We start from the raw sequence: 24,886 nt of genomic DNA on the forward strand, positions 1-24,886 counted from the left end.
GTTGCCGGGGCCCGTTCGACGGACCCCGGCACCGGCACCATCCATCACTTCCAGCTGTATCCGTCCCCGAACAGCAGCGTGTGCTCCAGCACGTCCTCCATCGGGTCGTCGATCTGCCCGATGTTGATCAACCCGATCCGGTGCCCGTGGTGCGTCTCGTCGGCGTGCGCGACCCCCGCCGGCAGCCAGCAGACCACGGCCACGGCCCCCACCCCGGTCACCCAACGCGCCACAGCCCTCGCCCGCTCGTTCCTCATACCAGGCCCTCGTTTCATCGGTTCGGCGACTGCATCGGACGGGAACGTCCGCCTGTTCATCTGCCAAACCGGTGAGAAGGTCACGGCCGGGGGCGCGGCCGCCGCCGCTCAGTTGTGACTGTGCAGTACGTCGTTCAGTCCGCCCCACACCGCGTTGTTCGGCCGGGCCTCCACCGCGCCCGTGACGGAGTTGCGGCGGAAGAGGATGTTCGACGCGCCGGACAGCTCCCGTGCCTTCACGACCTCGCCGTCCGGCATGGTCACGCGGGTGCCGGCGGTGACGTAGAGGCCGGCCTCGACCACGCACTCGTCGCCCAGTGCGATGCCGACGCCCGCCTCCGCGCCGATCAGGCAGCGCTCGCCGATGGCGATGATCACGTTACCGCCGCCGGACAGCGTGCCCATCGTGGAGGCGCCGCCGCCGATGTCCGAGCCGTTGCCCACGACGACGCCGGCCGAGATGCGGCCCTCGACCATCGACGTGCCCAGCGTGCCGGCGTTGAAGTTGACGAAGCCCTCGTGCATGACCGTGGTGCCCTCGGAGAGGTGCGCGCCCAGGCGGACCCGGTCGGCGTCGGCGATGCGCACGCCCTTCGGGGCGACGTAGTCCGTCATGCGGGGGAACTTGTCGACCGAGGTGACCTGGAGGTGCAGGCCCTCGGCTCGGGCGTTGAGCCGGACCTTCTCCAGGTCGTCCACGGCGACCGGGCCCAGCGAGGTCCAGGCGACGTTCGCGAGGTGGGCGAAGATGCCGTCCAGGTTCTGGCCGTGCGGCTTGACCAGGCGGTGGGAGAGCAGGTGCAGGCGCAGGTAGACGTCGTGCGCGTCGATCGGCTTCTCGTCCAGGGCGGCGATGACCGTGCGGACCGCGACCACCTCGACGCCCCGGCGGGTGTCCGGGCCGATGGCGGCGGTGGCGCCGCCGCCGAGGAGTTCGGCGGCCTGTTCGGCGGTGAGGCGCTCGGTGCCGGACGGGCCGGGCTGGTCGGCGAGTTCGGGCGCCGGGAACCAGGTGTCGAGAACGGTGCCGTCGGCGGCGACGGTGGCCAGGCCGGCGGCCACGGCACCGGTGGTGCGGGGAGCAGTCGTGTCGGTCATGGGGGAAACCTAACCGGCCGGGCGCGGCGAGGGCGAACCGGCCCGCACCCGCGTCTCACCTGCCGAGCACCCGGCCCAGCACCTCCCGCGCGTACCCCTCGTCGTACGCCGTCCCGGTCAGCAGCACCTGCAAGCAGATCCCGTCCATCAGCGCGACCACCGCCCGCGCGGTGACCGGGTCGACGCGGCGGGCGAGCACCCGCGCCACCCCGTCCGCCCACTCCGCCGCGACCGGGCGCAGGGCGGGCCGGCGCAGCGCGGCCAGATACAGCTCGTACTCCAGCTCGACCCCGGTGCGATCACCCGTGCCGTCGCCGGCCAGCCACTCCCCCAGCACCCGGGCGAGTTCCCCGGCCAGGTCGGCGGCCGGGTCGGCCAGCGCCGGGTGGGCCGCCATCACCTCGGCGAACCCCTCGTTGGCCTGCCGCAACGCCGCCACCAGCAGTTCGTCCAGCGTCGCGAAGTGGTACGTGGTCGAACCGAGCGGTACGTCCGCCTCGGCGGCGACCGTGCGGTGGCTGAGCCCGGCGATGCCGCCCCGGCCCACCACCCGGATCGCCGCGTCGATGATCCGCTGCCGGCGGCCGGGGTCGTGGCGGCGGGGCATCAGTGCGCTCCGCCGAGGTTCAGCACCACCACGCCGACGATGATCAGGGCGATCCCCGCGGCCTTGGCGACGGTCATGCCCTCGCCCATGAAGAGGATGCCGATGGCGGCGATGGCGGCCGTGCCCAGGCCGGACCAGATGGCGTACGCGGTGCCGACCGACAGGGTCTTCAGGGTCTGGGCGAGCAGGGAGAAGGAGACGATGTAGCCCAGCACCGTGAGCAGGGAGGGCAGCAGTCTGCTGAAGCCCTCGCTGTACTTCATGGCGGTGGTGCCGGCGACCTCCGCGGCGATGGCGCCGACGAGCAGCAGGTATCCCATGCGGACGAGCGTACACAGCCATGCGTACGGCCGTACACATGAATGTTCGTCATCCGGTGGTCGGCAGTGCGGCGACCGGGCCCGCCTCCCGCAGCCGGGCCCGCCGGTCGCGCAGCCTGCGCCGGGCGTGGGCCGCGCGGCGCAGGGCCGCCGTCCTGCGGTAGCGGAGCAGTTCGGCGGGGTCGGGGCGGACCGCGCCGCTCGGCTGGTAGCCGGCCCGGGTCAGCCGGTCGCCGAACGCGGCCTCGCACAGCCGGATCTGGTCCGGCGTGAGCCGCTGCCGCCAGGTGCCCGAGCGGGAGGCGTCCAGCGCGCCGTGGGTGTGCCGGTGCCAGGTCTTGCGGGCGGGCACGGCGACCTCCGCGAGCCGGTGCGGCTCGGTCATCGTCGGGGCGTACGCCTCTCCGAGGTAACCGCACAGGGACCGCAGTACCGGCTCAGGGTCGGTCAGCAGATCCTCGTAGCGCAGTTCGTGCCAGCTGTCGGAGCCCAGCCGGCGGGCGTGGCGGCGGGTGGTGTCCATGACCTGGGCCCAGGTGGCGACCGCCTCGTGGAACCCGGCGTGCCACCAGGGCATCCCGAGCAGCGAGGCGACGCAGTCCCGGCCGTCGCGCACCAGGTGCACGAACTGCGCGTCGGGGAACAGCCGCAGGATCTCGGGGACGTGCAGGGCGTACGCGGGCCGCTTGTCGCCCCAGCGGCTCTTGCCGTGCTGTTCGGCGTAGGCCCGCAGGGTCGTCGCGAGGGCGGAGCCGAGGGTCGGGGGGCCGTCGGTGATGCGAGCCGCCACCGTACGGGCGTCCAGGCCCAGCTCGTGGAAGCGGGTCTCGGCGCGACCGGTGATCCACTCGGCCAGCGCGGTCCGGTTGGCACGCCGGCCCAGGTCACCGAAGCGCAGCCGCCGCTCGTAGGCCGGGAGCACGAAGCGGTTCTCCGGGGGCAGCGCGATCCTCGGGTGGGCGTGCAGCATCAGCTGGAGCAGGGTGGTGCCGGAGCGGGGGCAGCCGAGCAGGAAGACCGGGCGGGCGGAGGCGGTACTCATCACCCGCGCACGCTGCCATCGGCGGCTGAGCGGCACGTGAGAAAAGGCCGAGAACGGCATGTGAACGGCGGACGGCCCCGGCGGGAACACCGGGGCCGTCCGTGCGCGAAGAACAGGTCAGACGTTGAAGCCGAGCGCCCGCAGCTGCTCGCGCCCGTCGTCCGTGATCTTGTCCGGGCCCCACGGCGGCATCCACACCCAGTTGATGCGCAGCTCGCTGACCAGGCCGTCGGTGGCGGACTTGGCCTGGTCCTCGATGACGTCGGTCAGCGGACAGGCCGCCGAGGTCAGGGTCATGTCGAGGGTCGCGATGTTCGCGTCGTCGATGTGGATGCCGTAGATCAGGCCCAGGTTGACGACGTCGATGCCCAGCTCGGGGTCGACGACGTCGTACAGCGCCTCCCGGACCTCCTCCTCCGAGGCGGGCTTGATCTCGATGGTCTCGCTCATGCCGTCTTCCTTTCGGCGTCGGCGCCGTCCAGTGCCTGGGCCGTCGCGTCCTTCCACGCCATCCAGCTCAGGAGGGCGCACTTCACCCGGGCGGGGTACTTCGACACCCCGGCGAACGCGACGGCGTCCTCCAGGACCTCTTCCATCGCGTCGTCGGGCTCCAGCTTGCCCTTGGACTGCATCAGCTCCAGGAAGGTCTCCTGGATCTGCTGCGCCTGGGCGACGTCCTTGCCGACCAGCAGGTCGTTCAGCACCGAGGCCGAGGCCTGGCTGATGGAACAGCCCTGGCCCTCGTAGGAGACGTCCTGAATCGTCGTGCCGTCGTACTTCACGCGGAGGGTGATCTCGTCGCCGCACGTCGGGTTCACGTGGTGTACCTCGGCGTCGCCATCGCGCAGACCGCGCCCGTGCGGGTGCTTGTAGTGGTCCAGGATGACTTCCTGGTACATGGAGTCCAGCTTCACGCCTCAGCCCCTCATCCGAAGAAGTTCCGTACGTGCTCCAGGCCGTCGACCAGGGCGTCGATCTCGGTCGGCGAGGAGTACAGATAGAACGACGCTCGGGTGGTCGCAGGAATTCCGTAGCGCAGGCAGACGGGGCGGGCGCAGTGGTGGCCGACCCGGACCGCGATGCCCTGCTCGTCGAGGACCTGGCCCACGTCGTGCGGGTGGATGTCGCCGAGCGTGAAGGAGATCGCGGCGCCGCGGTCCTCGGCCGTGGTGGGGCCGATGATGCGCAGGTCGGGGACCTCCAGCAGACGCTTGACCGCGTACTCGGTCAGGGCCTGCTCATGGGCGTGGATCTTCTCCATGCCGATCGAGTTGAGGTAGTCGATGGCCGCGCCGAGACCGATCGCCTGGGCGATGGGGGGCGTGCCCGCCTCGAACTTGTGCGGGGCGGGCGCGTAGGTCGAGGAGTGCATCGACACCGTCTCGATCATCTCGCCGCCGCCGAGGAACGGGGGCAGGTCCTCCAGGAGTTCCTGGCGGCCCCACAGCACGCCGATGCCGGTCGGGCCGCACATCTTGTGGCCGGTGAAGGCCACGAAGTCGGCCTGGAGGGCCTGTACGTCCAGCGGCATGTGCGGCGCGGCCTGGGAGGCGTCGATGCAGACGAGGGCGCCGACCTCCTGGGCGCGGCGGACGATCGCCTCGACCGGGTTCTGGGTGCCGAGGATGTTGGAGACCAGCACGAAGGAGACGATCTTCGTCTGCTCCGTGATGACCTCCTCGATGTTCGACAGGTCCAGGCGGCCGTCGTCGGTCAGGCCGAACCAGCGGAGCTTGGCGCCGGTGCGCTGCGCGAGCAGCTGCCACGGCACGATGTTGGAGTGGTGCTCCATCTCCGTGATGACGATCTCGGTGTCGGAGTCCACCCGGTAGGGCTCGTCGGCCCAGCCCAGCATGTTGGCGACCAGGTTGAGCGACTCCGAGGCGTTCTTGGTGAAGATCACCTCGTCGCGCGAGGGCGCGTTGACGAACTCCGCGACCTTGTCGCGCGCGCCCTCGTACAGCGCCGTGGCCTCCTCGGCGAGGACGTGCACGCCACGGTGGACGTTGGCGTTGTAGCTCTCGTAGTACTCGCTGAGAGCGTCGAGCACCTGACGCGGCTTCTGGCTGGTCGCCGCGTTGTCCAGGTACACAAGCTTGCGTCCGTCGTGGACCCGGCGGTCCAGGATCGGGAAGTCCTTGCGGATCGCGTCGGTGTCGAGGAGGCCCGGCAGCTGAGTCACGCGGATGCGCCACCCTTCGTGTATGCCTCGTAGCCCTCTTCCTCCAGCTTGTCGGCGAGCTCGGCGCCGCCGGACTCGACGATGCGGCCGTTCGAGAACACGTGGACCTGGTCGGGCTTGATGTAGCGCAGGATGCGCGTGTAGTGCGTGATCAGCAGCGTGCCGACCTCGCCGGTCTCGCGGACCCGGTTGACGCCCTCGGACACGACGCGCAGCGCGTCGACGTCCAGGCCGGAGTCGGTCTCGTCGAGGATCGCGACCTTCGGCTTGAGCAGCTCGAGCTGGAGGATCTCGTGGCGCTTCTTCTCACCGCCGGAGAAGCCCTCGTTGACGTTGCGCTCGGCGAAGGCGGGGTCCATGTTGAGGCGCTCCATGGCCTCCTTGACCTCCTTCACCCAGGTGCGCAGCTTGGGGGCCTCCCCGCGGACGGCGGTGGCGGAGGTGCGCAGGAAGTTGGAGACCGAGACGCCGGGGACCTCGACCGGGTACTGCATGGCGAGGAACAGGCCGGCGCGGGCCCGCTCGTCGACGGACATCTCGATGACGTCCTCGCCGTCGAGGGTGACGGTGCCGCCGGTGATCGTGTACTTGGGGTGACCCGCGAGGGAGTAGGCGAGGGTCGACTTGCCGGAGCCGTTGGGGCCCATGATGGCGTGCGTCTCGCCCTGCTTCACGGTCAGGTCGACACCCTTGAGGATCTCCTTCGTGGCGTTGTCGGCCTCGACGGTGACGTGCAGGTCTCGGATTTCAAGCGTTGCCATGGGTGCCTCAGGACTCCTGGGTGAGGGAGACGAGCACGTCGTCCCCTTCGATCTTTACGGGATATACGGGGACGGGGCGCGTCGCCGGAAGACTGTCGGGCTTGCCCGAGCGCAGGTCGAAGCGCGAGCCGTGCAGCCAGCACTCGATGTGGCAGTCGTCGACCTCGCCCTCGGCGAGGGAGACGTTCGCGTGCGAGCAGATGTCGCTGATCGCGAAGACGTCGCCCTCGGTGCGCACGACGGAGAGCGGCGTGCCGTCGAGTTCCACCCGCTTGGGGGTGTCCTCCGCCAGCTCGCCGACTCCACAGACGCGTACGAAGGTCATGCGACCGACGCCTCCAGCTCCTGCTCGATCTTGCCGATCAGGCGCTCCTCGATGTCCGGGACACCGATCTGCTGGACCAGCTCGGCGAAGAAGCCGCGCACCACCAGGCGGCGGGCGTCCAGCTCGGGGATGCCGCGGGCCATCAGGTAGAAGAGCTGCTCGTCGTCGAAGCGGCCGGTGGCGCTGGCGTGGCCGGCGCCGACGATCTCGCCGGTCTCGATCTCCAGGTTGGGGACCGAGTCGACCCGGGCGCCGTCGGTGAGGACGAGGTTGCGGTTCATCTCGTAGGTGTCGGTGCCCTCGGCCCTGGCCTCGATGAGCACGTCGCCGATCCACACCGCGTGCGCGTCGTCGCCCTGGAGCGCGCCCTTGTAGACGACGTTGGACTTGCAGTGCGGCACGTTGTGGTCGACCAGGAGGCGGTGCTCCTGGTGCTGGCCCCGGTCGGTGAAGTAGAGGCCGAACAGCTCGGCCTCGCCGCCGGGACCGGCGTACTTGACGCGCGGGTGGAGGCGGACGACGTCGCCGCCGAAGGTGACGACGACCGACTTGAAGGAGGCGTCGCGGCCGATCAGCGTGTTGTGCTGGGCCACGTGGACGGCCTTGTCGTCCCAGTCCTGGACGGAGACGACGGTGAGCTTGGCGCCGTCACCGAGGACGTAGTCGACGTTGGCGGCGAGCACCGCGTCGCCGGTGTGGTCGATGACGACCACGGCCTCGGCGAACGCGCCCAGCTCGATCACCTGGTGGGCGTAGGCGATCCCGCCCTGGCCGTGCACGGCGATCCGGATCGGCTCGGTGAGCACCGTCTCCTTGGGGACGGTGATGACCGTGGCCTGCTCGAACGCCGAGTACGCCTGGGCGGCGACCCGGTCCACCGGCACGCCGGCCTTGCCGAGCCGCGCGTCGTCGCGGCCGACGGTCTCGACGACGACGCCCTCGGGGGCCTCGATGTCGGCCTTCAGGCCCTCGCCGGTGCCGGTGGCGGTGCCGTCGTGCAGGCCGCGCAGCCGCTCCAGCGGGGTGAACCGCCACTCCTCCTCCCGGCCGTGCGGGACCGGGAAGTCGGCCACGTCGAAGGACGGGGGCGCGCTCATGCGGGTGGCGACGGTCGAGTCGGCCTCGGCGGCCACCGCGATCGCACCGGCGGTGGTGCTTCCCACCGATGGGGGTCCCCCCGCTCGAGCGGAGCCGAGAGTGGGGGAGTTCTGAGCCTCAGCCATGGCTGTCGTAGTGCTCGCTTTCCGTTACGTAAGGGGCTTCAGGGGCGTGGGGCCGGGGTCAGCCGACCGCGCCTTCCATCTGGAGCTCGATCAGCCGGTTGAGTTCGAGGGCGTACTCCATCGGCAGTTCCTTGGCGATCGGCTCGACGAAGCCGCGCACGATCATCGCCATCGCCTCGAACTCGGTCAGACCGCGGCTCATCAGGTAGAAGAGCTGGTCCTCGGAGACCTTCGAGACGGTCGCCTCGTGGCCCATGGACACGTCGTCCTCGCGGACGTCCACATAGGGGTAGGTGTCCGAGCGGGAGATCGTGTCGACCAGCAGAGCGTCGCACAGCACGTTGGACTTGGCGCCCGGGGCGCCCTCGCCGATCTCGATCAGGCCGCGGTAGGAGGTACGGCCGCCGCCGCGCGCCACCGACTTGGAGACGATGTTCGAGGACGTGTTCGGGGCCATGTGGACCATCTTGGCGCCGGCGTCCTGGTGCTGGCCCTCGCCCGCGAAGGCGATGGACAGCGTCTCGCCCTTGGCGTGCTCGCCCATCAGGTAGACGGCCGGGTACTTCATCGTCACCTTGGAGCCGATGTTGCCGTCGATCCACTCCATGGTCGCGCCCTCGTACGCCACGGCGCGCTTGGTGACCAGGTTGTAGACGTTGTTCGACCAGTTCTGGATGGTCGTGTAGCGGCAGCGGGCGTTCTTCTTGACGATGATCTCGACCACGGCGCTGTGCAGCGAGTCCGACTTGTAGATCGGCGCCGTGCAGCCCTCGACGTAGTGCACGTAGGCACCCTCGTCGACGATGATCAGGGTCCGCTCGAACTGGCCCATGTTCTCGGTGTTGATCCGGAAGTAGGCCTGGAGCGGAATCTCCACGTGCACGTTCTTCGGCACGTAGATGAAGGAGCCGCCGGACCACACGGCGCTGTTCAGCGACGCGAACTTGTTGTCGCCGACCGGGATGACGGTGCCGAAGTACTCCTTGAAGAGCTCCGGGTGCTCCTTCAGCGCGGTGTCGGTGTCCAGGAAGATGACGCCCTGCTCCTCCAGGTCCTCGCGGATCTGGTGGTAGACGACCTCGGACTCGTACTGGGCCGCGACACCCGCGACGAGGCGCTGCTTCTCCGCCTCCGGGATGCCGAGCTTGTCGTACGTGTTCTTGATGTCCTCGGGCAGGTCCTCCCAGGACTCCGCCTGCTTCTCCGTGGAGCGCACGAAGTACTTGATGTTGTCGAAGTCGATGCCGGAGAGGTCCGAGCCCCAGTTCGGCATGGGCTTCTTCTCGAACAGCTTCAGGCCCTTGAGGCGGAGCTTGGTCATCCACTCCGGCTCGGACTTCTTCGCGGAGATGTCGCGGACGACGTCCTCGTTGATGCCGCGCTTGGCGGAGGCGCCGGCCGTGTCGGAGTCGGCCCAGCCGTATTCGTACTTGCCCAGACCCTCGAGCTCAGGGTGGGCAGTCTCCGTGGGGAGCGTCATGCGGGGTTCCTCCCGGCCGTGCTTGCAGATGCGTTGTCGGTGGTCTTGGAAGTCTTCGGAATGAACGTCGTGCAGACGCCGTCGCCGTGCGCGATGGTCGCCAGCCGCTGTACGTGCGTACCGAGCAGCTCGGCGAAAAATTCCGTCTCGGCCTCGCACAGCTGCGGAAACTTCTCGGCGGCGTGCGCCACCGGGCAGTGGTGCTGGCAGAGCTGCTCCCCCTGCTGGGGGTGGGGCGCGCTGCGCGCGGTGGCAGCGTACCCGTCCGCGCTCAGGGCCTTGGCCAGCGCTTCCGCCCGGCGTTCGGCGGGCGCCGCCTCGACGGCCTTGCGGTACGTACCGCCCTGGGCGGCGATCCGGGCGCGGGCGAAGGCGGCGACCGCCTGCTCCCCGCCCTCGCGCTCGGCGATCCAGCGCAGCGCGTCCAGGGCGAGCTTGTCGTAGGACTGGTCGAAGGCGTCCCGGCCGCAGTCGGTCAGCGCGAACGCCTTCGCGGGCCGTCCGCGGGTGCGCGCGCCGTAGACCCGGCGGTCCCGCGGCTCCACCACGTTGTCCCCGGTCAGCGCGTCGAGGTGGCGGCGGACGGCGGCCTGCGTGAGGCCGAGGCGGCCGGCCAGCTCGGCGACGGTCGACGGCCCGTGGTCCAGGATGGACCGCGCGACCCGGTTGCGTGTCGAACGCTCCCCGGTCGCGAGCTCCTCCTGCTGAGGTGCCTCGCCGACGTATTTCACAACGCCATTGTTGCGTAATTCCCCGAGCCCCGGCAAGCCGCGTCCGCGCGGCCCGACGGTGCCGTGCGTCACTTAGGCTCACCTAACCTGACCTGCGGAAACGATCTTTGATCGATCAAAACGGTAGCGCACCGGGCCCGGCTCGGGGACACTCGCCAGCATGCCCACACCCCCTCCCACCGGCCCACTCGTCACCCGCGGCACCCTGGCCGGCGGGCTGCGCGCGCTGGGCGTGCGGTCCGGCGAGACGCTGCTGGTCCACTCGTCCCTGCGCTCCCTCGGCTGGGTGTGCGGCGGCGCCGTGGCGGTGGTCCAGGGCCTGCTGGACGCGCTGGGCCCGGACGGCACCCTGGTCGTGCCGGCCCAGACCGCCGACCTCTCCGACCCGGCGCTGTGGGAGAACCCGCCGGTGCCCGAGGAGTGGTGGCCCGCGATCCGCAGCGCCATGCCCCCGTACGACCCCCGCACCACCCCCACCCGCGGTGTCGGGGTGGTCCCGGAGACGGTGCGCACCTGGCCGGGCGCCCTGCGCAGCGCGCACCCGCAGACCTCGTTCGCGGCCGTCGGCCGGCGCGCCGCCGAGGTCGTCGCGGACCACGCCACCGACTGCCGGCTCGGCACCCGCAGCCCGCTGGTCGCGCTGGAGCGGCTCGGCGCCCGGGTCCTGCTGCTGGGCGCCGGCTACGACTCCTGCACCGCCTTCCACCTGGCCGAGTACCGCATTCCCGCGCCGCTGGTCGAGGTGGGCCGGCCCGGTCCGTACGGCTGGGAGCGGGTGACCGAGGTGTCGATCACCTCGGACCGGTTCGACGAACTGGGGCACGACTTCGAACGGGACCGGCCGGTGGTGCGCGGCACCGTGGGCGCGGCCGAGGCCCGGCTGTTCCCGGTGGCGGACGCGGTGGCCTACGCGGAGCGGTGGCTGCCGCTGCACCGGCCCCGGGAGGAGGAGCCCGCCGCGGGGCCCGTGCGCGGGAGACCGCGCACCCCGGCGCCGGGGCCGCCGCCGCCGTACCTAGACTCGTGACCCATGCGAAGCGAGCCCGTGGTCCAGGTCCAGGCCCTGGTGAAGCGGTACGGCACGAAGACCGCGGTGGACGGCCTCGACCTGGTGGCCCGGGCGGGCGTGACCGCCGTCCTCGGTCCCAACGGGGCCGGCAAGACGACCACGGTCGAGACCTGCGAGGGGTACCGCAAGCCGGACTCCGGCACGGTCCGCGTCCTGGGCCTCGACCCGCTGCGCCAGTCGGGTGAGCTGCGGCCCCGGGTCGGGGTGATGCTCCAGTCCGGCGGTGTCTACTCCGGCGCCCGCGCCGACGAGATGCTGCGCCACGTCGCGAAGCTGCACGCGCACCCGCTGGACGTGCCGGCCCTGATCGAGCGCCTCGGCCTCGGCTCCTGCGGCCGGACCACGTACCGCCGGCTCTCCGGCGGCCAGCAGCAGCGGCTCGCGCTGGCGATGGCCGTGGTCGGCCGCCCCGAGCTGGTCTTCCTGGACGAGCCGACGGCCGGCCTGGACCCGCAGGCCCGCCGGGCCACCTGGGACCTGGTCCGGGATCTGCGCACCGACGGCGTCTCGGTCATCCTGACCACCCACCACATGGACGAGGCCGAACAGCTCGCCGACGACGTCGCGATCATCGACGCGGGCCGGGTGATCGCCCAGGGCTCGCCCGAGGAGCTGTGCCGCGGCGGCGCCGAGAACACCCTGCGCTTCACCGGCCGCCCGGGACTGGACGTGGCGAGCCTGCTCAAGGCGCTCCCGGCGGACTCCTCGGCGGCCGAGCTGACGCCGGGCTCGTACCGGGTGGCCGGCAAGATCGACCCGCAACTGCTGGCGACGGTGACGTCGTGGTGCGCCCAGCACGGGGTGATGCCGGACCGGATCTCGGTGGAACGGCACACCCTGGAGGACGTCTTCCTGGAGCTGACCGGCAAGGAGCTGCGCTCATGACCGCGACGACCGGTACCGGAACGTACGCACCGAAGCCGGGCGCCGCCCCGCTCGGCCGCATGATCGCCGCCCAGGCCGTCCTGGAGACGAAGATGCTGCTGCGCAACGGCGAGCAGCTGCTGCTGACGGTGATCATCCCGACGCTGCTGCTGGTGCTGTTCAGCTCGGTGGACATCATCGACACCGGCGCGGGCAAGACCGTCGACTTCCTCGCCCCCGGCATCCTGGCGCTCGCCGTGATGTCCACGGCTTTCACCGGCCAGGCCATCGCCACCGGCTTCGAACGCCGGTACGGGGTGCTGAAGCGGCTGGCGTCCGCGCCGCTGCCGCGCTGGGGCCTGATGACCGCCAAGACACTGTCCGTGCTGGTCACCGAGGTGCTCCAGGTCGTCCTGCTCACGGTGATCGCCCTCGCCCTCGGCTGGTCGCCGCACGGCGACCCGTTCGCCGTACTGCTCCTGCTGGTCCTCGGCACGGCGGCCTTCTCCGGCCTCGGCCTGCTGATGGCGGGCACGCTGAAGGCGGAGGCGACGCTGGCCGCCGCCAACCTGGTCTTCCTGCTGCTGCTGGTGGGCGGCGGCGTGATCGTGCCGCTGGACAAGTTCCCCGGCGCGGCGCAGGACGTGCTGGGCCTGCTGCCCATCTCGGCACTCTCCGACGGACTGCGCGACGTGCTCCAGCACGGCGCCGGAATGCCCTGGGCCGACCTGGGCGTCCTCGCCGTCTGGGCGGTCGCGGGACTGGCGGCGGCGGGGAAGTTCTTCCGCTGGGAGTAGCCCGGCGGCGGCACCCCTCGTGAAAGAGTGCACAAGCACCCCCCTACGATGGAACGCGTGCCAAACGTGACCCGCGACGACCTCGCAGCCGCCGTGCGCAACCCGCTCGCCTTCATCGCCGCGCGCTGGACCCCGCAGCCCCGGACCGTCCAGCGGTCGGCGCTGTCCGCCCTCGTGATGTCGGTGATCATCGTCGGCACCGGCGGCGCCGTCCGGCTGACCGGCTCCGGCCTGGGCTGCCCGACCTGGCCCAAGTGCACCGCCGAGTCGCTCACCACGACCAGCGAGATGGGCTTCCACGGCGTCATCGAGTTCGGCAACCGGATGCTGACCTACGTGCTGTGCGCGGCGGTCGGCTGGGCGATCATCGCCGCCCGCTCCGAGAAGCCGTACCGGCGCGCGCTGACCCGGCTGGGCTGGGCCCAGTTCTGGGTCGTGATGGGCAACGCGATCCTCGGCGGCATCGTCGTGCTGGTCGGCCTCAACCCCTACACGGTCGCCGCGCACTTCCTGCTGTCGACGGCCCTGATCGCGGTCGCCACCCTGATGTGGCAGCGCACCCGGGAGGGCGACGCGGCCCCCCGGCCGCTGGTCGGCAAGGCCATCCAGCAACTGGTGTGGGTGCTGGTCGCCGTCTCGGCGCTGCTGATCGCGGTCGGCACGGTGGTCACCGGCGCCGGCCCGCACGCGGGCGACTCCAGCGAGGTCCCGCGGATGCCGCTCGACTGGGAAACGGTCAGCAAGGCGCACGCCGTACTGGCCTGGATCGTGGTGACCCTGACCTTCGCCCTGTGGTTCGTCCTCAAGGCGGTCGACGCGCCCAAGGGGCCGCTGGCCCGCACCCGTGACCTGTTCCTGATCCTGCTCGGGCAGGGCGCCATCGGCTACGTCCAGTACTTCACCGACCTGCCGGAGATCCTGGTCGGCCTGCACATGGTCGGCTCGTGCCTGGTGTGGATCGGCGTCCTGCGGGTGCTGCTGGCACTGCGCGAACGAGCCCAGGAGCCGGCCCCGGCCGCCGCGCCGCCGGCCACGGACTCCGGCCCCGCCGGTCTGCCGGTCGCCGGGCTCCGGTGACCGGCAGGCTGACCCGGCTCAACCCCGGGGAGCTGCACGCGACGCCCGGGTACCACCACATCACCGTGGTGGCAGCCGGACGGACGGCGTACCTGGCCGGCCAGTGCCCGCTGGACAGCGCGGGCGCGCTGGTCGGCGGCGCGGATCTCGGGGCCCAGGTCGATCAGGTGGTGGCCAACACCCAGATCGCGCTGGCGGCGGTGGCGGCCCGGCCCGAGGACGTCGTCCGCTCGGTGATCTACGTACGCAGCGACGACCGGGCCGACCTGACCCTCGCCTGGGAGCGCCTGACCACGTCCCCCATCGGCGCCGCCTTCACCTCGGCCAGCACCCTGCTGGGCGTGTCCCGGCTCGGCTTCCCGGGCCAGCTCGTCGAGGTGGACTTCACGGTGGCGCTGCCCGGCTGAGGCGCCCGGCTCAGCCCAGCCCGTACACCCGCACCGCGTTCCCCGACGCGATCATCCCCGCCACCCGCTGCGCGTCCCCGGCGCACCACGCGCCCTCGGTCACCCAGCTGCCGAGCACCCGGCCGAGCGCCTCGCGGAACAGCCGGGCGCCCACGACGTGCAGTTCGGGCAGGCCGCGGCCGCCGCTGGAGAAGAGGATCTTGCCGAAGGGGGCCAGCTCCAGGATCTCGGCGAGCACCGTGGCGGCCCGGGCGCCGGTGCGCACCAGGGCGGCGCCCGCGTCGGCGTACACATGGGAGAAGACACCGGCCAGGTGGGCGGCGTGCCGGTGGTACGGGTAGCCGTGCAGCAGCACGAGGTCGGTGCCGAGACCGGCGGTGGCCCGGACGAAGTCGGTGAGCAGCACCGGGTCGGCGCGGTCGGGGTGCGGGCCGGGCTCGCCGAGGCCCGCGTGCAACTGGAGCGGCAGTCCGGAGGCGACCGCGATCCACAGCAGGTGGCGCAGCAGCACCGGGTCGTTCAGCTCGCCGCCGACCGGCCGGGCGGCCAGCCAGCGTCCGGCGGCACCGCGCACCGCGCCCGGTTCCGGCGGCTCGGGCGCCAGCGCGAGACCGTGCCGGGTGCCCGCCACCGAGGTGAAGGCGACGGCGTGGGCGGCGGCGCCGTGCACCGACTCGGCGAGGTTGGCGAGGAAGGACTCCACGGTGCCGGAGGTGTCGGCCACCTGTTCGGCCAGCGGTTCGAGCCGGACGATCTCATGGGCCTCGGCCGCCGCGGCCGAGGCAAGCTCGGCCGGGCCGGTGAGGTCGCCGGGCAGTCCGGTGTCGACCAGGTAGGTGGTGATGCCGCTGCCGCGCAGCAGCCTGCGGTCCGCTGCCAGCACGCCCAGTTCGCGGCGCCGGGCGAGGTAGCGGGCCGGCGGACAGTGCGGTTCCAGGCCGAGCAGGGGCGGACACCAGCGGCGTACCGCGAACCCGGTCTGGGTGTCGAACAGGGTGGTGCCCGGCGCGGGCGGCCCCTCGGTACGGCCGAGCTGGGCCTCGAAGGTGCCGAGGCCCAGCTCTGTTCTGAGGACGCCGTGGCAGTACTGGTCCACCAGGGACGGCGTTTCGATCATCCGGGCTCCCCGCGTAGGCACCGTGCCGCTCACGAGTCCTAACGGGTGAACCGGGCTCAGGTGTTGCTGCGGGAACCGCCGAGCTGGATCCCGGCCATCCTCGACCATTCGTACGGTCCGGTCCGCACCTTGCCCGCGAACTCGCCGTCGAACGACTCGTGGACGGTGATCCCGGCCTTCTCGACCGCCTGCGCGGCGATCTCGTAGGAGGGCGCGACCACGTCGCCCCACTCACCGTCCTCACCGACGAGCACGATCCGGGCGCCCCGCTGCCCGAGGTAGGCGACCTGTCCCTCGGCCCCGCCGTGCGCCGTGGAGAAGCCCGCTATCCGCCCGGCCAGCCGAGCCACGACCCGCTCGGCCTTCGCGTCAACCTGCTGAGTATCTGCCATGGGCCACATGCTACCGACCGGTAAGTCAGACGCGCCCCTTCAGGGGCGCGGGACTGTATCGATATGCGGCTCCGCCGCGGGGCGCGAAAACCACCACCCACCCGCAGCCGAACCACTCACCGCAAGAACGGATCAACCGCCACAGCAAGGAACAGCACCGACACATAGGTGATCGACCAGTGGAACAGCCGCATCTCCTTGAGCTTGCCCCCGGTCACCTCCGCCTTGGCCCGGTTCTGCAACCCGTGCGCCTCCCACAACCACATCCCGCCCGCCAGCAGCGCGACGGCCGTGTAGAACCACCCGGTGTAGCCCAGCGGGGTCAGCAGCAGGGAGACGACCACCATCACCCAGCTGTAGATGACGATCTGCTTGGCGACCACCTTGTTGGAGGCGATGACCGGCAGCATCGGCACGCCGACGCGCGCGTAGTCGTCCTTCACCTTCATGGACAGCGGCCAGTAGTGCGGCGGCGTCCAGAAGAACATGACCAGGAAGAGGATGACCGGCGCCCAGGAGATCGAGTCGGTCACCGCGGACCACCCGATCAGCACCGGCAGACAGCCGGCGATACCGCCCCAGACGATGTTCTGCGAGGTGCGGCGCTTGAGGATCATCGTGTAGACGACCACGTAGAAGAGGAGTGCGCCGAGCGAGAGCCAGGCCGAGAACCAGTTGACGGTGAGGCCGAACAGCAGCGTCGAGACCACCGCGAGGCTGATGCCGAAGACGAGGCATTCGCGCGGCGAGACCATTCCGGTGACCAGCGGACGCTGGGCGGTGCGGTCCATCAGCGCGTCGATGTCGCGGTCGATGTACATGTTCAGCGCGTTGGCGCCGCCCGCGGACAGATAGCCGCCGATACAGGTCAGCAGCACCAGCTTCAGATCGGGCACGCCCTGTTCGGCGAGGAACATCACCGGAACGGTGGTGATCAGCAGAAGCTCGATGATCCGCGGCTTGGTCAGCGCCACGAACGCCTTGACACGGGCCCCGAACGGCCGGTGACTCGGGCTCTGGCTCGTCCCGATTACCCCCGCAGGACGGGATTCAACGGCCGTCACGCACACCCCTGACAGAGACATCCCAGCGAGCTTCCCGTGCATCCCCGTGTGAAGTGCGGGTAAAGGCTCGCGCGTACCACGCCACTTTAGACCGCGCCCGTACCCGGGCCTTCGCGGGGGTGGGGTCGTGTTGGCGAGTGCGCTCCGACGTGCGTGGCCGGAGCCGATTGAGCAGTCAGATGAGCGCCTGCGTATTCATGTGCCGAATGGCGTTTCACCCGGTCGACAGGCGGATCACACAGACTCCCGGCAGTCTGGAATAGCGGGGAAAAGCGCACGTACTTACGGGGGTAGGCTCGACAGCGGCCGGCCGATGCCGAAAGAACGCCGGCAGCCGGTGGGCGCGCGACGCGCTTACCGGCATCCGACATGTGGAGAGGAGCCCTGACCCAGGGTGAGCACCAAGCCGACCACCACAGACCTCGAGTGGACCGAGCTGGACCAGCGGGCCGTGGACACGGCCCGTGTCCTGGCCGCCGACGCCGTACAGAAGGTCGGTAACGGCCATCCGGGTACGGCGATGAGCCTGGCCCCGGCCGCCTACACCCTCTTCCAGAAGGTGATGCGGCACGACCCGGCCGACGCGAACTGGGTCGGGCGCGACCGCTTCGTGCTGTCCGCCGGCCACTCGTCCCTGACCCTCTACACCCAGCTGTACCTGGCCGGCTTCGGCCTGGAGCTGGACGACCTGAAGTCGTTCCGTACCTGGGGGTCGAAGACCCCGGGTCACCCGGAGTACGGCCACACCACCGGCGTGGAGACCACCACCGGGCCGCTCGGCCAGGGTGTCGCCAACGCGGTGGGCATGGCGATGGCCGCCCGCTACGAGCGCGGCCTGTTCGACCCGGAGGCACCGGCCGGCGAGTCGCCGTTCGACCACTTCATCTACTGCGTCGCCGGTGACGGCTGCCTCCAGGAGGGCATCTCCGCCGAGGCGTCCTCGATGGCGGGCCACCAGAAGCTCGGCAACCTGGTCCTGCTGTGGGACGACAACCACATCTCGATCGAGGGCGACACCGAGACGGCCGTCTCCGAGGACACCTGCAAGCGCTACGAGGCGTACGGCTGGCACGTCCAGCGGGTCGCCCCGAAGCCGGACGGCGACCTGGACCCCGAGGCGATCTACCACGCGATCGAGGCGGCGAAGCAGGTCACCGACCGGCCGTCCTTCATCGCCATGCGGTCGATCATCGCCTGGCCCGCGCCGCACGCGCAGAACACCGAGGCCGCGCACGGCTCGGCGCTCGGCGACGACGAGGTCGCGGCCACCAAGCGGGTCCTCGGCTTCGACCCGGAGCAGTCCTTCGAGGTCTCCGACGAGGTCATCGGCCACACCCGGGGGGCCCTGGAGAAGGGGCAGGCGGCCCGCGCCGTCTGGGAGAAGTCCTACCAGCAGTGGCGGGACAACAACCCCGAGCGCGCCGCCGAGTACGACCGCGTGGCCAAGGGTGAGCTGCCGGGGGGCTGGGAGGAGAAGATCCCGGTCTTCGAGACCGGCAAGGGCGTCGCCACCCGGGCCGCCTCCGGCAAGGTGCTCCAGGCGCTCGGCGCGGTCGTCCCCGAGCTGTGGGGCGGCTCCGCCGACCTGGCCGGCTCGAACAACACGACGATCGACAAGACGTCGTCGTTCCTGCCCGCGGGCAACCCGCTGCCGGAGGCCGACCCGTACGGCCGCACCATCCACTTCGGCATCCGCGAGCACTCCATGGGCGCGGAGATGAACGGCATCGCGCTGCACGGCAACACGCGCATCTACGGCGGCACCTTCCTGGTGTTCTCCGACTACATGCGCAACGCGGTGCGGCTGTCCGCCCTCATGCACCTGCCGGTGACGTACGTGTGGACGCACGACTCCATCGGCCTGGGCGAGGACGGCCCGACCCACCAGCCGGTCGAGCACCTCGCCTCACTGCGCGCCATCCCGGGCCTGAACATCGTCCGCCCGGCCGACGCCAACGAGACCGCCATCGCCTGGCGGGAGATCTTCCGCCGCTGGACCAAGGAGTTCGGCAAGGGCCAGCCGCACGGTCTGGCGCTGACCCGCCAGGGCGTGCCGACGTACGAGGCGAACGAGGACGCGGCCAAGGGCGGCTACGTGCTGTTCGAGGCGTCCTCGGGGACGCCGGAGGCCATCCTCGTCGCCACCGGCTCCGAGGTGCACGTGGCCGTCGAGGCGCGCGAGCGGCTCGAAGCCGACGGCGTGCCGACCCGGGTGGTCTCCATGCCGTGCGTGGAGTGGTTCGAGCAGCAGGACCAGGGGTACCGGGACAGCGTCCTGCCGCCGGCCGTCAAGGCCCGGGTCGCGGTCGAGGCCGGCATCGGCCTCACCTGGCACAAGTACGTCGGGGACGCCGGCCGCATCGTTTCCCTGGAGCACTTCGGTGCTTCCGCCGACGGCAAGGTGCTCTTCCAGGAGTTCGGTTTCACTGCGGAGAACGTCGTCGAAAAGGCGAGGGAATCCCTCACCGCGGCGCAGCGCTGACGCTCGTACAAACGACACGTAGGAGATGCAATTTCCATGACAGACGCACTCAAGCGCCTCTCCGATGAAGGCGTCGCGATCTGGCTGGACGACCTGTCGCGCAAGCGGATCACGTCCGGCAACCTCGCCGAGCTGATCGACCAGCAGCACGTCGTGGGCGTCACCACCAACCCGTCGATCTTCCAGAAGGCGATCTCGCAGGGCGACGGCTACGACCAGCAGCTGTCCGACCTCGCCGCCCGCCGGGTGACCGTCGAAGAGGCCATCCGCATGATCACGACGGCGGACGTCCGGGACGCCGCCGACATCCTGCGCTCCACCTACGAGGCGACCGGCGGCAAGGACGGCCGGGTCTCCATCGAGGTCGACCCGCGCCTCGCGCACCACACCAAGGCGACGGTCGCCGAGGCCAAGCAGCTCGCCTGGCTGGTGGACCGCCCCAACACGCTGATCAAGATCCCGGCGACCGAGGCCGGCATCCCGGCCATCGCCGAGGTCATCGGCCTGGGCATCAGCGTCAACGTGACGCTGATCTTCTCCCTGGAGCGCTACCGCAAGGTCATGGACGCGTTCCTGACCGGCCTGGAGAAGGCTCGCGAAAAGGGCCTCGACCTCTCCGACATCCACTCGGTGGCGTCCTTCTTCGTGTCCCGGGTGGACACCGAGATCGACAAGCGGATCGACGCGCTGGGCACCGACGACGCCAAGGCGCTGCGCGGCAAGGCCGCCGTCGCCAACGCCCGGCTCGCCTACCAGGCGTACGAGGAGATCTTCTCCGGCGAGCGCTGGGCGGCCCTGGAGCAGGCCGGCGCCAACAAGCAGCGTCCGCTGTGGGCGTCGACCGGCGTGAAGGACAAGGCGTACAGCGACACCATGTACGTCACCGACCTGGTCGCGCCCAACACGGTGAACACCATGCCGGAGGCGACCCTGTTCGCCACCGAGGACCACGGCGAGATCAAGGGCGACGCCGTCTCCGGCACCTACGAGCAGGCCCGCGCCGACCTCGACGCCATCGAGGCGCTCGGCATCTCGTACGACGAGGTCGTCCAGCTCCTGGAGGACGAGGGCGTACAGAAGTTCGAGGAGTCCTGGAACGACCTGCTCAAGTCGACCGAGGCCGAGCTCCAGCGCCTCGCCCCGTCGGAGGGCTGAGATCCTTGTCGAGCAGCAACCCGCTGCGTGACCCCGCAGACCGACGGCTCCCGCGCATCGCGGGGCCGTCGGGTCTGGTCATCTTCGGCGTCACCGGCGATCTGTCCCGCAAGAAGCTCATGCCCGCCGTCTACGACCTCGCCAACCGGGGTCTGCTGCCGCCGGGCTTCTCGCTCGTCGGCTTCGCCCGCCGCGACTGGGAGCACGAGGACTTCGCCCAGGTCGTGCACGACGCCGTCAAGGAACACTCCCGTACGCCGTTCCGTGAGGAGGTCTGGCAGCAGCTCATCCAGGGGATGCGCTTCGTCCAGGGCACCTTCGACGACGACGACGCGTTCGAAAGGCTGCGCGGCACCATCGAGGAGCTGGACCGGGCCCAGGGCACCGGCGGCAACTTCGCCTTCTACCTGTCCGTGCCGCCCAAGTCGTTCCCGGTGGTCATCCAGCAGCTGAAGAAGCACCAGCTGGCCGACCAGAACGGCGGCTCCTGGCGGCGCGCGGTCATTGAGAAGCCGTTCGGGCACGACCTGAAGTCGGCCGAGGAGCTCAACTCCATCGTCCACGAGGTCTTCGCCCCGGACCAGGTCTTCCGCATCGACCACTACCTGGGCAAGGAGACCGTCCAGAACATCCTGGCGCTGCGCTTCGCCAACACCATGTTCGAGCCGATCTGGAACCGGTCCTACGTCGACCACGTCCAGATCACCATGGCCGAGGACATCGGCATCGGCGGCCGGGCCGGCTACTACGACGGCATCGGCGCCGCCCGCGACGTCATCCAGAACCACCTGCTCCAACTGCTCGCGCTGACCGCGATGGAGGAGCCCGCCTCCTTCGACGCCGACGCGCTGGCCGCGGAGAAGACCAAGGTGCTCGGCGCGGTCCGGCTGCCCAAGGACCTGGGCCGGGACACCGTCTTCGCCCAGTACGCGGCGGGCTGGCAGGGCGGCGCGGCGGCGGTCGGCTACCTCGAAGAGGACGGCATCGACCCCAAGTCGAAGACCGACACCTACGCCGCGATCAAGGTCGGGATCGACAATCGCCGTTGGGCGGGCGTCCCCTTCTACCTGCGCACCGGCAAGCGGCTCGGCCGCCGGGTGACCGAGATCGCGGTGGTCTTCCAGCGCGCCCCGCACTCCCCCTTCGACTCCACCGCCACCGAGGAACTCGGGTCGAACGCGATCGTCATCCGGGTCCAGCCCGACGAGGGCGTCACCGTCCGCTTCGGCTCCAAGGTGCCGGGCACGTCGATGGAGATCCGGGACGTGTCGATGGACTTCGCCTACGGCGAGTCCTTCACCGAGTCCAGCCCCGAGGCGTACGAACGGCTGATCCTGGACGTCCTCCTCGGCGACGCCAACCTCTTCCCGCGCACGGAGGAGGTCGAGCTGTCCTGGAAGATCCTCGACCCGATCGAGGAGTACTGGGACGCCCACGGCACCCCGGCGCAGTATCCGTCGGGCACCTGGGGTCCGGTCGAGGCGGACGAGATGCTGGAGCGAGACGGACGGAGCTGGCGCCGGCCATGAAGATCGACCTCACGGACACCACGGCCAGCAAGATCAACAAGGCGCTGGTCAAGGGCCGCCGCGCCATCGGCACCCCGGCCGTCGGCATGGTGCTCACCCTCGTCATCGTCACCGACGAGGAGAACGCCTACGACGCCCTGAAGGCCGCGAGCGACGCCGCGCACGAGCACCCCTCGCGCACGCTCCTGGTCATCAAGCGCGTCTCGCGCTCCCCCCGGGACCGCACCCGGTCCCGCCTGGACGCCGAGGTCCGCCTCGGCGCCGACGCGGGCACCGGCGAGACGGTCGTGCTGCGGCTGTACGGCGATGTCGTCGACCACGCCCAGTCGGTGGTGCTGCCGCTGCTGCTGCCGGACGCTCCGGTCGTGGCGTGGTGGCCGGTGAACGCCCCGCTGGACCCGGCCAAGGACCCGCTCGGCGCGCTGGCCCAGCGCCGGGTCACCGACACCTACGCCTCCGAGGAACCGGTACGGGAGCTGGCAGCCCGGGCCGGCGCCTACGCCCCCGGCGACACCGACCTGTCCTGGACCCGGATCACGCCGTGGCGCTCGATGCTGGCGGCGGCCCTGGACCAGGTCGACTGCGAGGTGCGGGGCGTCGAGGTGGAGGGCGAGGAGTTCAACCCGAGCTGCGAGCTGCTCGCGATGTGGCTCGCCGACCGCCTCGACGTACCGGTGAAGCGGAGCCACTCCGCCGGACCCGGTCTCACCGCGGTCCGGATGGACACGGACTGCGGGCCGATCGCCCTGGACCGGGCGGACGGCACGCTGGCCCACCTCTCCATCGAGGGCCAGCCCAACCGGGCGGTGGCGCTCAAGCGCCGGGACACCGCCGAGCTGATCGCGGAGGAACTGCGCCGGCTCGACCCGGACGACACCTACGCGTCGGCGCTGCGGTACGGGGTGGAGCGGCTGCGCGAGGCGCCCGCCGGCCCGGATGCCAAAGGAGGGAAGGCCCGCGCGGTCCCCACTCCCGTCGCGGACGCCGCCAAGGCACCTGCGCAAGCCGCGGCGCAGGAGAAGACACCGGTGAAGAAGGGAGCGGCGAAGTGAGCACGCACACTCCCCAGCTGGTCGTGCACCGCGACAAGGAGCTGATGGCGCAGGCCGCCGCGGCCCGGCTGATCACCCGGATCGTGGACGCCCAGGCATCCCGGGGCTACGCCTCGGTGGTGCTGACCGGTGGCCGCAACGGCAACGGGCTGCTGGCCGCGCTGGCCTCCTCGCCCGCCCGGGACGCCATCGACTGGGGCCGTCTCGACCTGTGGTGGGGCGACGAGCGGTTCCTGCCCGAGGGCGACCCGGAGCGCAATGTCACGCAGGCCCGCGAGGCGCTGCTGGACTCGGTGCCGCTGGACCCGAAGCGGGTGCACGCGATGCCGGCCTCCGACGGCCAGTACGGCCCCGATGTGGACGCCGCCTCGGCGGCCTACGCCGAGGAACTGGCCCAGGCGGCCGGCCCGGAGAACCACGCCCCCGTGCCCACCTTCGACGTCCTGCTCCTCGGCGTCGGCCCGGACACGCACGTCGCCTCGCTCTTCCCGGAGCTGCCGGCGGTGCGCGAGACCGAGCGCACGGTGGTCGGCGTGCACGGCGCGCCCAAGCCGCCGCCGACCCGGGTGACGCTCACCCTGCCGGCGATCCGGGCCGCCCGCGAGGTGTGGCTGCTGGCGGCCGGCGAGGACAAGGCGCAGGCCGCGGCGATCGCCCTGTCCGGCGCCGGGGAGATCCAGGCCCCGGCGGCGGGCGCGAAGGGCCGGGCCCGCACCCTGTGGCTGCTGGACTCGGCGGCCGCTTCCCAGCTGCCGCGCTCGCTGTATCCGCCGGCCTCGGCGTAACCGGCCGCCGGGCCGATGCTCCACGGACCCCCGTCGCCTCCGGGCGCGCGGGGGTCCGTCGTTTCCCACGTCCGCTCACGGCCCGCCGCTCACTGCCCGCCGCGCTCGCTGTATCCGCCGGCCTCGGCGTAACCGGCCGCCAGGCCGATGCTCCACGGACCCCCGTCGCCTCCGGGCGCGCGGGGGTCCGTCGTTTCCCACGTCCGCTCACGGCCCGCCGCTCACTGCCTGCCGCGCAGCTCCCGGTAGGCGCCGACCAGTGCCTTGGTGGAGGCGTCGAGACCGGGTACGTCGGCGCCCTCGGTGAGCGCCGGCTCCACCCGCTTGGCGAGGACCTTGCCGAGCTCGACGCCCCACTGGTCGAAGGAGTCGATGTGCCACACCGCGCCCTGCACGAACACCTTGTGCTCGTAGAGGGCGACGAGCTGGCCGAGGACCGAGGGCGTCAGCTCGGTGGCGAGGATGGTGGTCGTCGGGTGGTTGCCCTGGAACGTCTTGTGCGGGACCAGTTCCTCGGGCACCCCCTCCGCCCGGACCTCGTCCGGGGTCTTGCCGAAGGCGAGGGCCTGGGTCTGGGCGAAGAAGTTGGCCATCAGCAGGTCGTGCTGGGCCTTCAGCCGGTCGTCGAGCTCGGCGACCGGGCGGGCGAAGCCGATGAAGTCCGCCGGGATCAGCTTGGTGCCCTGGTGGATCAGCTGGTAGTAGGCGTGCTGCCCGTTGGTGCCGGGCGTACCCCACACCACCGGCCCGGTCCCCCAGTCGACCTCGCGCCCGTCCCGCGTGACGGACTTGCCGTTGGACTCCATGTCCAGCTGCTGGAGATACGCGGTGAACCTGGACAGGTAGTGGCTGTAGGGCAGCACCGCGTGCGACTGGGCGTCCATGAAGTTGCCGTACCAGATGCCCAGCAGGCCCAGCAGCAGCGGCACGTTGGACTCGGCGGGCGCGGTGCGGAAGTGCTCGTCGACGACACGGAAGCCGTCGAGCATCTCGCGGAACCGGTCCGGGCCGATGGCGATCATCAGGGACAGGCCGATCGCCGAGTCGAAGGAGTAGCGGCCGCCGACCCA

At 71.0% G+C, this 24,886-nt stretch carries 26 protein-coding genes and 1 pseudogene; 10 read left to right on the forward strand and 17 right to left on the reverse strand.

The features are described from left to right. Positions 1-44: 44 nt before the first annotated feature. From ACTT8P_RS32795 to ACTT8P_RS32855, 13 genes are all read right to left on the reverse strand, one after another. A complete protein-coding gene (locus ACTT8P_RS32795; RefSeq protein WP_442835429.1) occupies positions 45-257 on the reverse strand; it encodes a hypothetical protein in 213 nt (70 codons plus the stop codon). Between the two features lie 108 nt (positions 258-365). Then, a complete protein-coding gene (dapD, locus tag ACTT8P_RS32800) occupies positions 366-1,355 on the reverse strand; it encodes a 2,3,4,5-tetrahydropyridine-2,6-dicarboxylate N-succinyltransferase (protein ID WP_442835430.1) in 990 nt (329 codons plus the stop codon). Between the two features lie 55 nt (positions 1,356-1,410). Beyond that, the gene (locus ACTT8P_RS32805) at positions 1,411-1,962 is read right to left on the reverse strand and encodes a TetR/AcrR family transcriptional regulator (protein WP_442835431.1); all 552 of its coding nucleotides are present in this window, start codon (positions 1,960-1,962) and stop codon (positions 1,411-1,413) included. Further along, a complete protein-coding gene (locus ACTT8P_RS32810) occupies positions 1,962-2,282 on the reverse strand; it encodes a DMT family transporter (protein ID WP_442835432.1) in 321 nt (106 codons plus the stop codon). The genes ACTT8P_RS32805 and ACTT8P_RS32810 overlap by 1 nt, the downstream gene beginning before the upstream one ends. 49 nt (positions 2,283-2,331) lie before the next feature. Beyond that, the gene (locus ACTT8P_RS32815) at positions 2,332-3,324 is read right to left on the reverse strand and encodes a sulfotransferase family protein (protein ID WP_442835433.1); all 993 of its coding nucleotides are present in this window, start codon (positions 3,322-3,324) and stop codon (positions 2,332-2,334) included. Positions 3,325-3,441: 117 nt separating this feature from the next. Next, complete coding sequence (locus ACTT8P_RS32820; RefSeq protein WP_442835434.1) at positions 3,442-3,774, reverse strand: metal-sulfur cluster assembly factor; 333 nt, start codon at positions 3,772-3,774, stop codon at positions 3,442-3,444. Then, positions 3,771-4,238 (reverse strand): Fe-S cluster assembly sulfur transfer protein SufU, encoded by a 468-nt coding sequence (gene sufU / locus ACTT8P_RS32825; protein WP_442835435.1) that lies wholly within the window; start codon positions 4,236-4,238, stop codon positions 3,771-3,773. The genes ACTT8P_RS32820 and sufU overlap by 4 nt, the downstream gene beginning before the upstream one ends. 11 nt (positions 4,239-4,249) lie before the next feature. Beyond that, complete coding sequence (locus tag ACTT8P_RS32830) at positions 4,250-5,506, reverse strand: cysteine desulfurase (protein WP_442835436.1); 1,257 nt, start codon at positions 5,504-5,506, stop codon at positions 4,250-4,252. Beyond that, positions 5,503-6,267: a Fe-S cluster assembly ATPase SufC gene (sufC, locus tag ACTT8P_RS32835; RefSeq protein WP_361161023.1), complete on the reverse strand. Its 765-nt coding sequence runs from the start codon at positions 6,265-6,267 to the stop codon at positions 5,503-5,505. The genes ACTT8P_RS32830 and sufC overlap by 4 nt, the downstream gene beginning before the upstream one ends. Before the next feature lie 7 nt (positions 6,268-6,274). Continuing rightward, positions 6,275-6,592 carry a non-heme iron oxygenase ferredoxin subunit gene (locus tag ACTT8P_RS32840; protein ID WP_442835437.1) on the reverse strand — a complete coding sequence of 106 codons (318 nt, stop codon included), beginning with the start codon at positions 6,590-6,592 and terminating at the stop codon, positions 6,275-6,277. Continuing rightward, a complete protein-coding gene (gene sufD, locus ACTT8P_RS32845) occupies positions 6,589-7,815 on the reverse strand; it encodes a Fe-S cluster assembly protein SufD (RefSeq protein WP_442835438.1) in 1,227 nt (408 codons plus the stop codon). Before sufD ends, ACTT8P_RS32840 begins: the two co-directional genes overlap by 4 nt. Positions 7,816-7,873: 58 nt before the next feature. Continuing rightward, positions 7,874-9,295: a Fe-S cluster assembly protein SufB gene (gene sufB, locus ACTT8P_RS32850; protein WP_442835439.1), complete on the reverse strand. Its 1,422-nt coding sequence runs from the start codon at positions 9,293-9,295 to the stop codon at positions 7,874-7,876. Then, on the reverse strand, positions 9,292-10,026 hold the full coding sequence (locus ACTT8P_RS32855; protein ID WP_442835440.1) for a helix-turn-helix transcriptional regulator: 735 nt from the start codon (positions 10,024-10,026) through the stop codon (positions 9,292-9,294). Before ACTT8P_RS32855 ends, sufB begins: the two co-directional genes overlap by 4 nt. A gap of 160 nt (positions 10,027-10,186) precedes the next feature. On the opposite strand from ACTT8P_RS32855, the gene ACTT8P_RS32860 reads away from it, so the two are divergent. Genes ACTT8P_RS32860 through ACTT8P_RS32880 form a run of 5 tightly spaced genes read left to right on the forward strand, consistent with a single transcriptional unit; the run spans position 10,187 to position 14,240 of the window. Then, positions 10,187-11,053: an aminoglycoside N(3)-acetyltransferase gene (locus tag ACTT8P_RS32860; protein ID WP_442835441.1), complete on the forward strand. Its 867-nt coding sequence runs from the start codon at positions 10,187-10,189 to the stop codon at positions 11,051-11,053. Positions 11,054-11,056: 3 nt separating this feature from the next. Further along, on the forward strand, positions 11,057-11,980 hold the full coding sequence (locus ACTT8P_RS32865; protein WP_442835442.1) for an ABC transporter ATP-binding protein: 924 nt from the start codon (positions 11,057-11,059) through the stop codon (positions 11,978-11,980). Continuing rightward, positions 11,977-12,756 (forward strand): ABC transporter permease, encoded by a 780-nt coding sequence (locus ACTT8P_RS32870; RefSeq protein WP_442835443.1) that lies wholly within the window; start codon positions 11,977-11,979, stop codon positions 12,754-12,756. Before ACTT8P_RS32865 ends, ACTT8P_RS32870 begins: the two co-directional genes overlap by 4 nt. 48 nt (positions 12,757-12,804) lie before the next feature. Then, positions 12,805-13,833, forward strand: a complete 1,029-nt coding sequence (locus ACTT8P_RS32875; protein WP_442835444.1) for a COX15/CtaA family protein — start codon at positions 12,805-12,807, stop codon at positions 13,831-13,833. Then, on the forward strand, positions 13,830-14,240 hold the full coding sequence (locus ACTT8P_RS32880; RefSeq protein ID WP_442835445.1) for a RidA family protein: 411 nt from the start codon (positions 13,830-13,832) through the stop codon (positions 14,238-14,240). Before ACTT8P_RS32875 ends, ACTT8P_RS32880 begins: the two co-directional genes overlap by 4 nt. A 10-nt stretch (positions 14,241-14,250) precedes the next feature. On the opposite strand, the gene ACTT8P_RS32885 is transcribed toward ACTT8P_RS32880, so the two are convergent. The 3 genes from ACTT8P_RS32885 to ACTT8P_RS32895 form a co-directional block, all read right to left on the reverse strand. Then, positions 14,251-15,357 carry an amidohydrolase family protein gene (locus tag ACTT8P_RS32885; RefSeq protein ID WP_442835446.1) on the reverse strand — a complete coding sequence of 369 codons (1,107 nt, stop codon included), beginning with the start codon at positions 15,355-15,357 and terminating at the stop codon, positions 14,251-14,253. Between the two features lie 56 nt (positions 15,358-15,413). Then, entirely contained in the window at positions 15,414-15,749 is a 336-nt protein-coding gene (locus ACTT8P_RS32890) for a hypothetical protein (RefSeq protein ID WP_442835447.1), read from the reverse strand. A gap of 116 nt (positions 15,750-15,865) precedes the next feature. After that, entirely contained in the window at positions 15,866-16,834 is a 969-nt protein-coding gene (locus tag ACTT8P_RS32895; RefSeq protein WP_442835448.1) for a heme o synthase, read from the reverse strand. Between the two features lie 373 nt (positions 16,835-17,207). Between ACTT8P_RS32895 and tkt the strand changes: the two genes are divergently transcribed. Genes tkt through pgl form a run of 5 tightly spaced genes read left to right on the forward strand, consistent with a single transcriptional unit; the run spans position 17,208 to position 23,816 of the window. Next, positions 17,208-19,295 (forward strand): transketolase, encoded by a 2,088-nt coding sequence (gene tkt / locus ACTT8P_RS32900; protein ID WP_442835449.1) that lies wholly within the window; start codon positions 17,208-17,210, stop codon positions 19,293-19,295. A gap of 36 nt (positions 19,296-19,331) precedes the next feature. Continuing rightward, positions 19,332-20,450, forward strand: a complete 1,119-nt coding sequence (tal, locus tag ACTT8P_RS32905) for a transaldolase (protein WP_442835450.1) — start codon at positions 19,332-19,334, stop codon at positions 20,448-20,450. Further along, positions 20,447-21,979, forward strand: a complete 1,533-nt coding sequence (zwf, locus tag ACTT8P_RS32910) for a glucose-6-phosphate dehydrogenase (protein ID WP_442835453.1) — start codon at positions 20,447-20,449, stop codon at positions 21,977-21,979. The genes tal and zwf overlap by 4 nt, the downstream gene beginning before the upstream one ends. After that, positions 21,976-23,031, forward strand: coding sequence for a glucose-6-phosphate dehydrogenase assembly protein OpcA (gene opcA / locus ACTT8P_RS32915; RefSeq protein ID WP_442835451.1), 1,056 nt, complete (start codon positions 21,976-21,978; stop codon positions 23,029-23,031). Before zwf ends, opcA begins: the two co-directional genes overlap by 4 nt. Next, positions 23,028-23,816, forward strand: a complete 789-nt coding sequence (gene pgl, locus ACTT8P_RS32920; RefSeq protein WP_442835452.1) for a 6-phosphogluconolactonase — start codon at positions 23,028-23,030, stop codon at positions 23,814-23,816. Before opcA ends, pgl begins: the two co-directional genes overlap by 4 nt. A 221-nt stretch (positions 23,817-24,037) precedes the next feature. Here pgl and ACTT8P_RS32925 read toward each other — a convergent pair. Continuing rightward, positions 24,038-24,886: pseudogene (locus ACTT8P_RS32925) on the reverse strand (glucose-6-phosphate isomerase); the annotation flags it as partial.

It is taken from the genome of Streptomyces sp. JW3, assembly GCF_052216785.1.
Classification (GTDB): Bacteria; Actinomycetota; Actinomycetes; order Streptomycetales; family Streptomycetaceae; genus Streptomyces.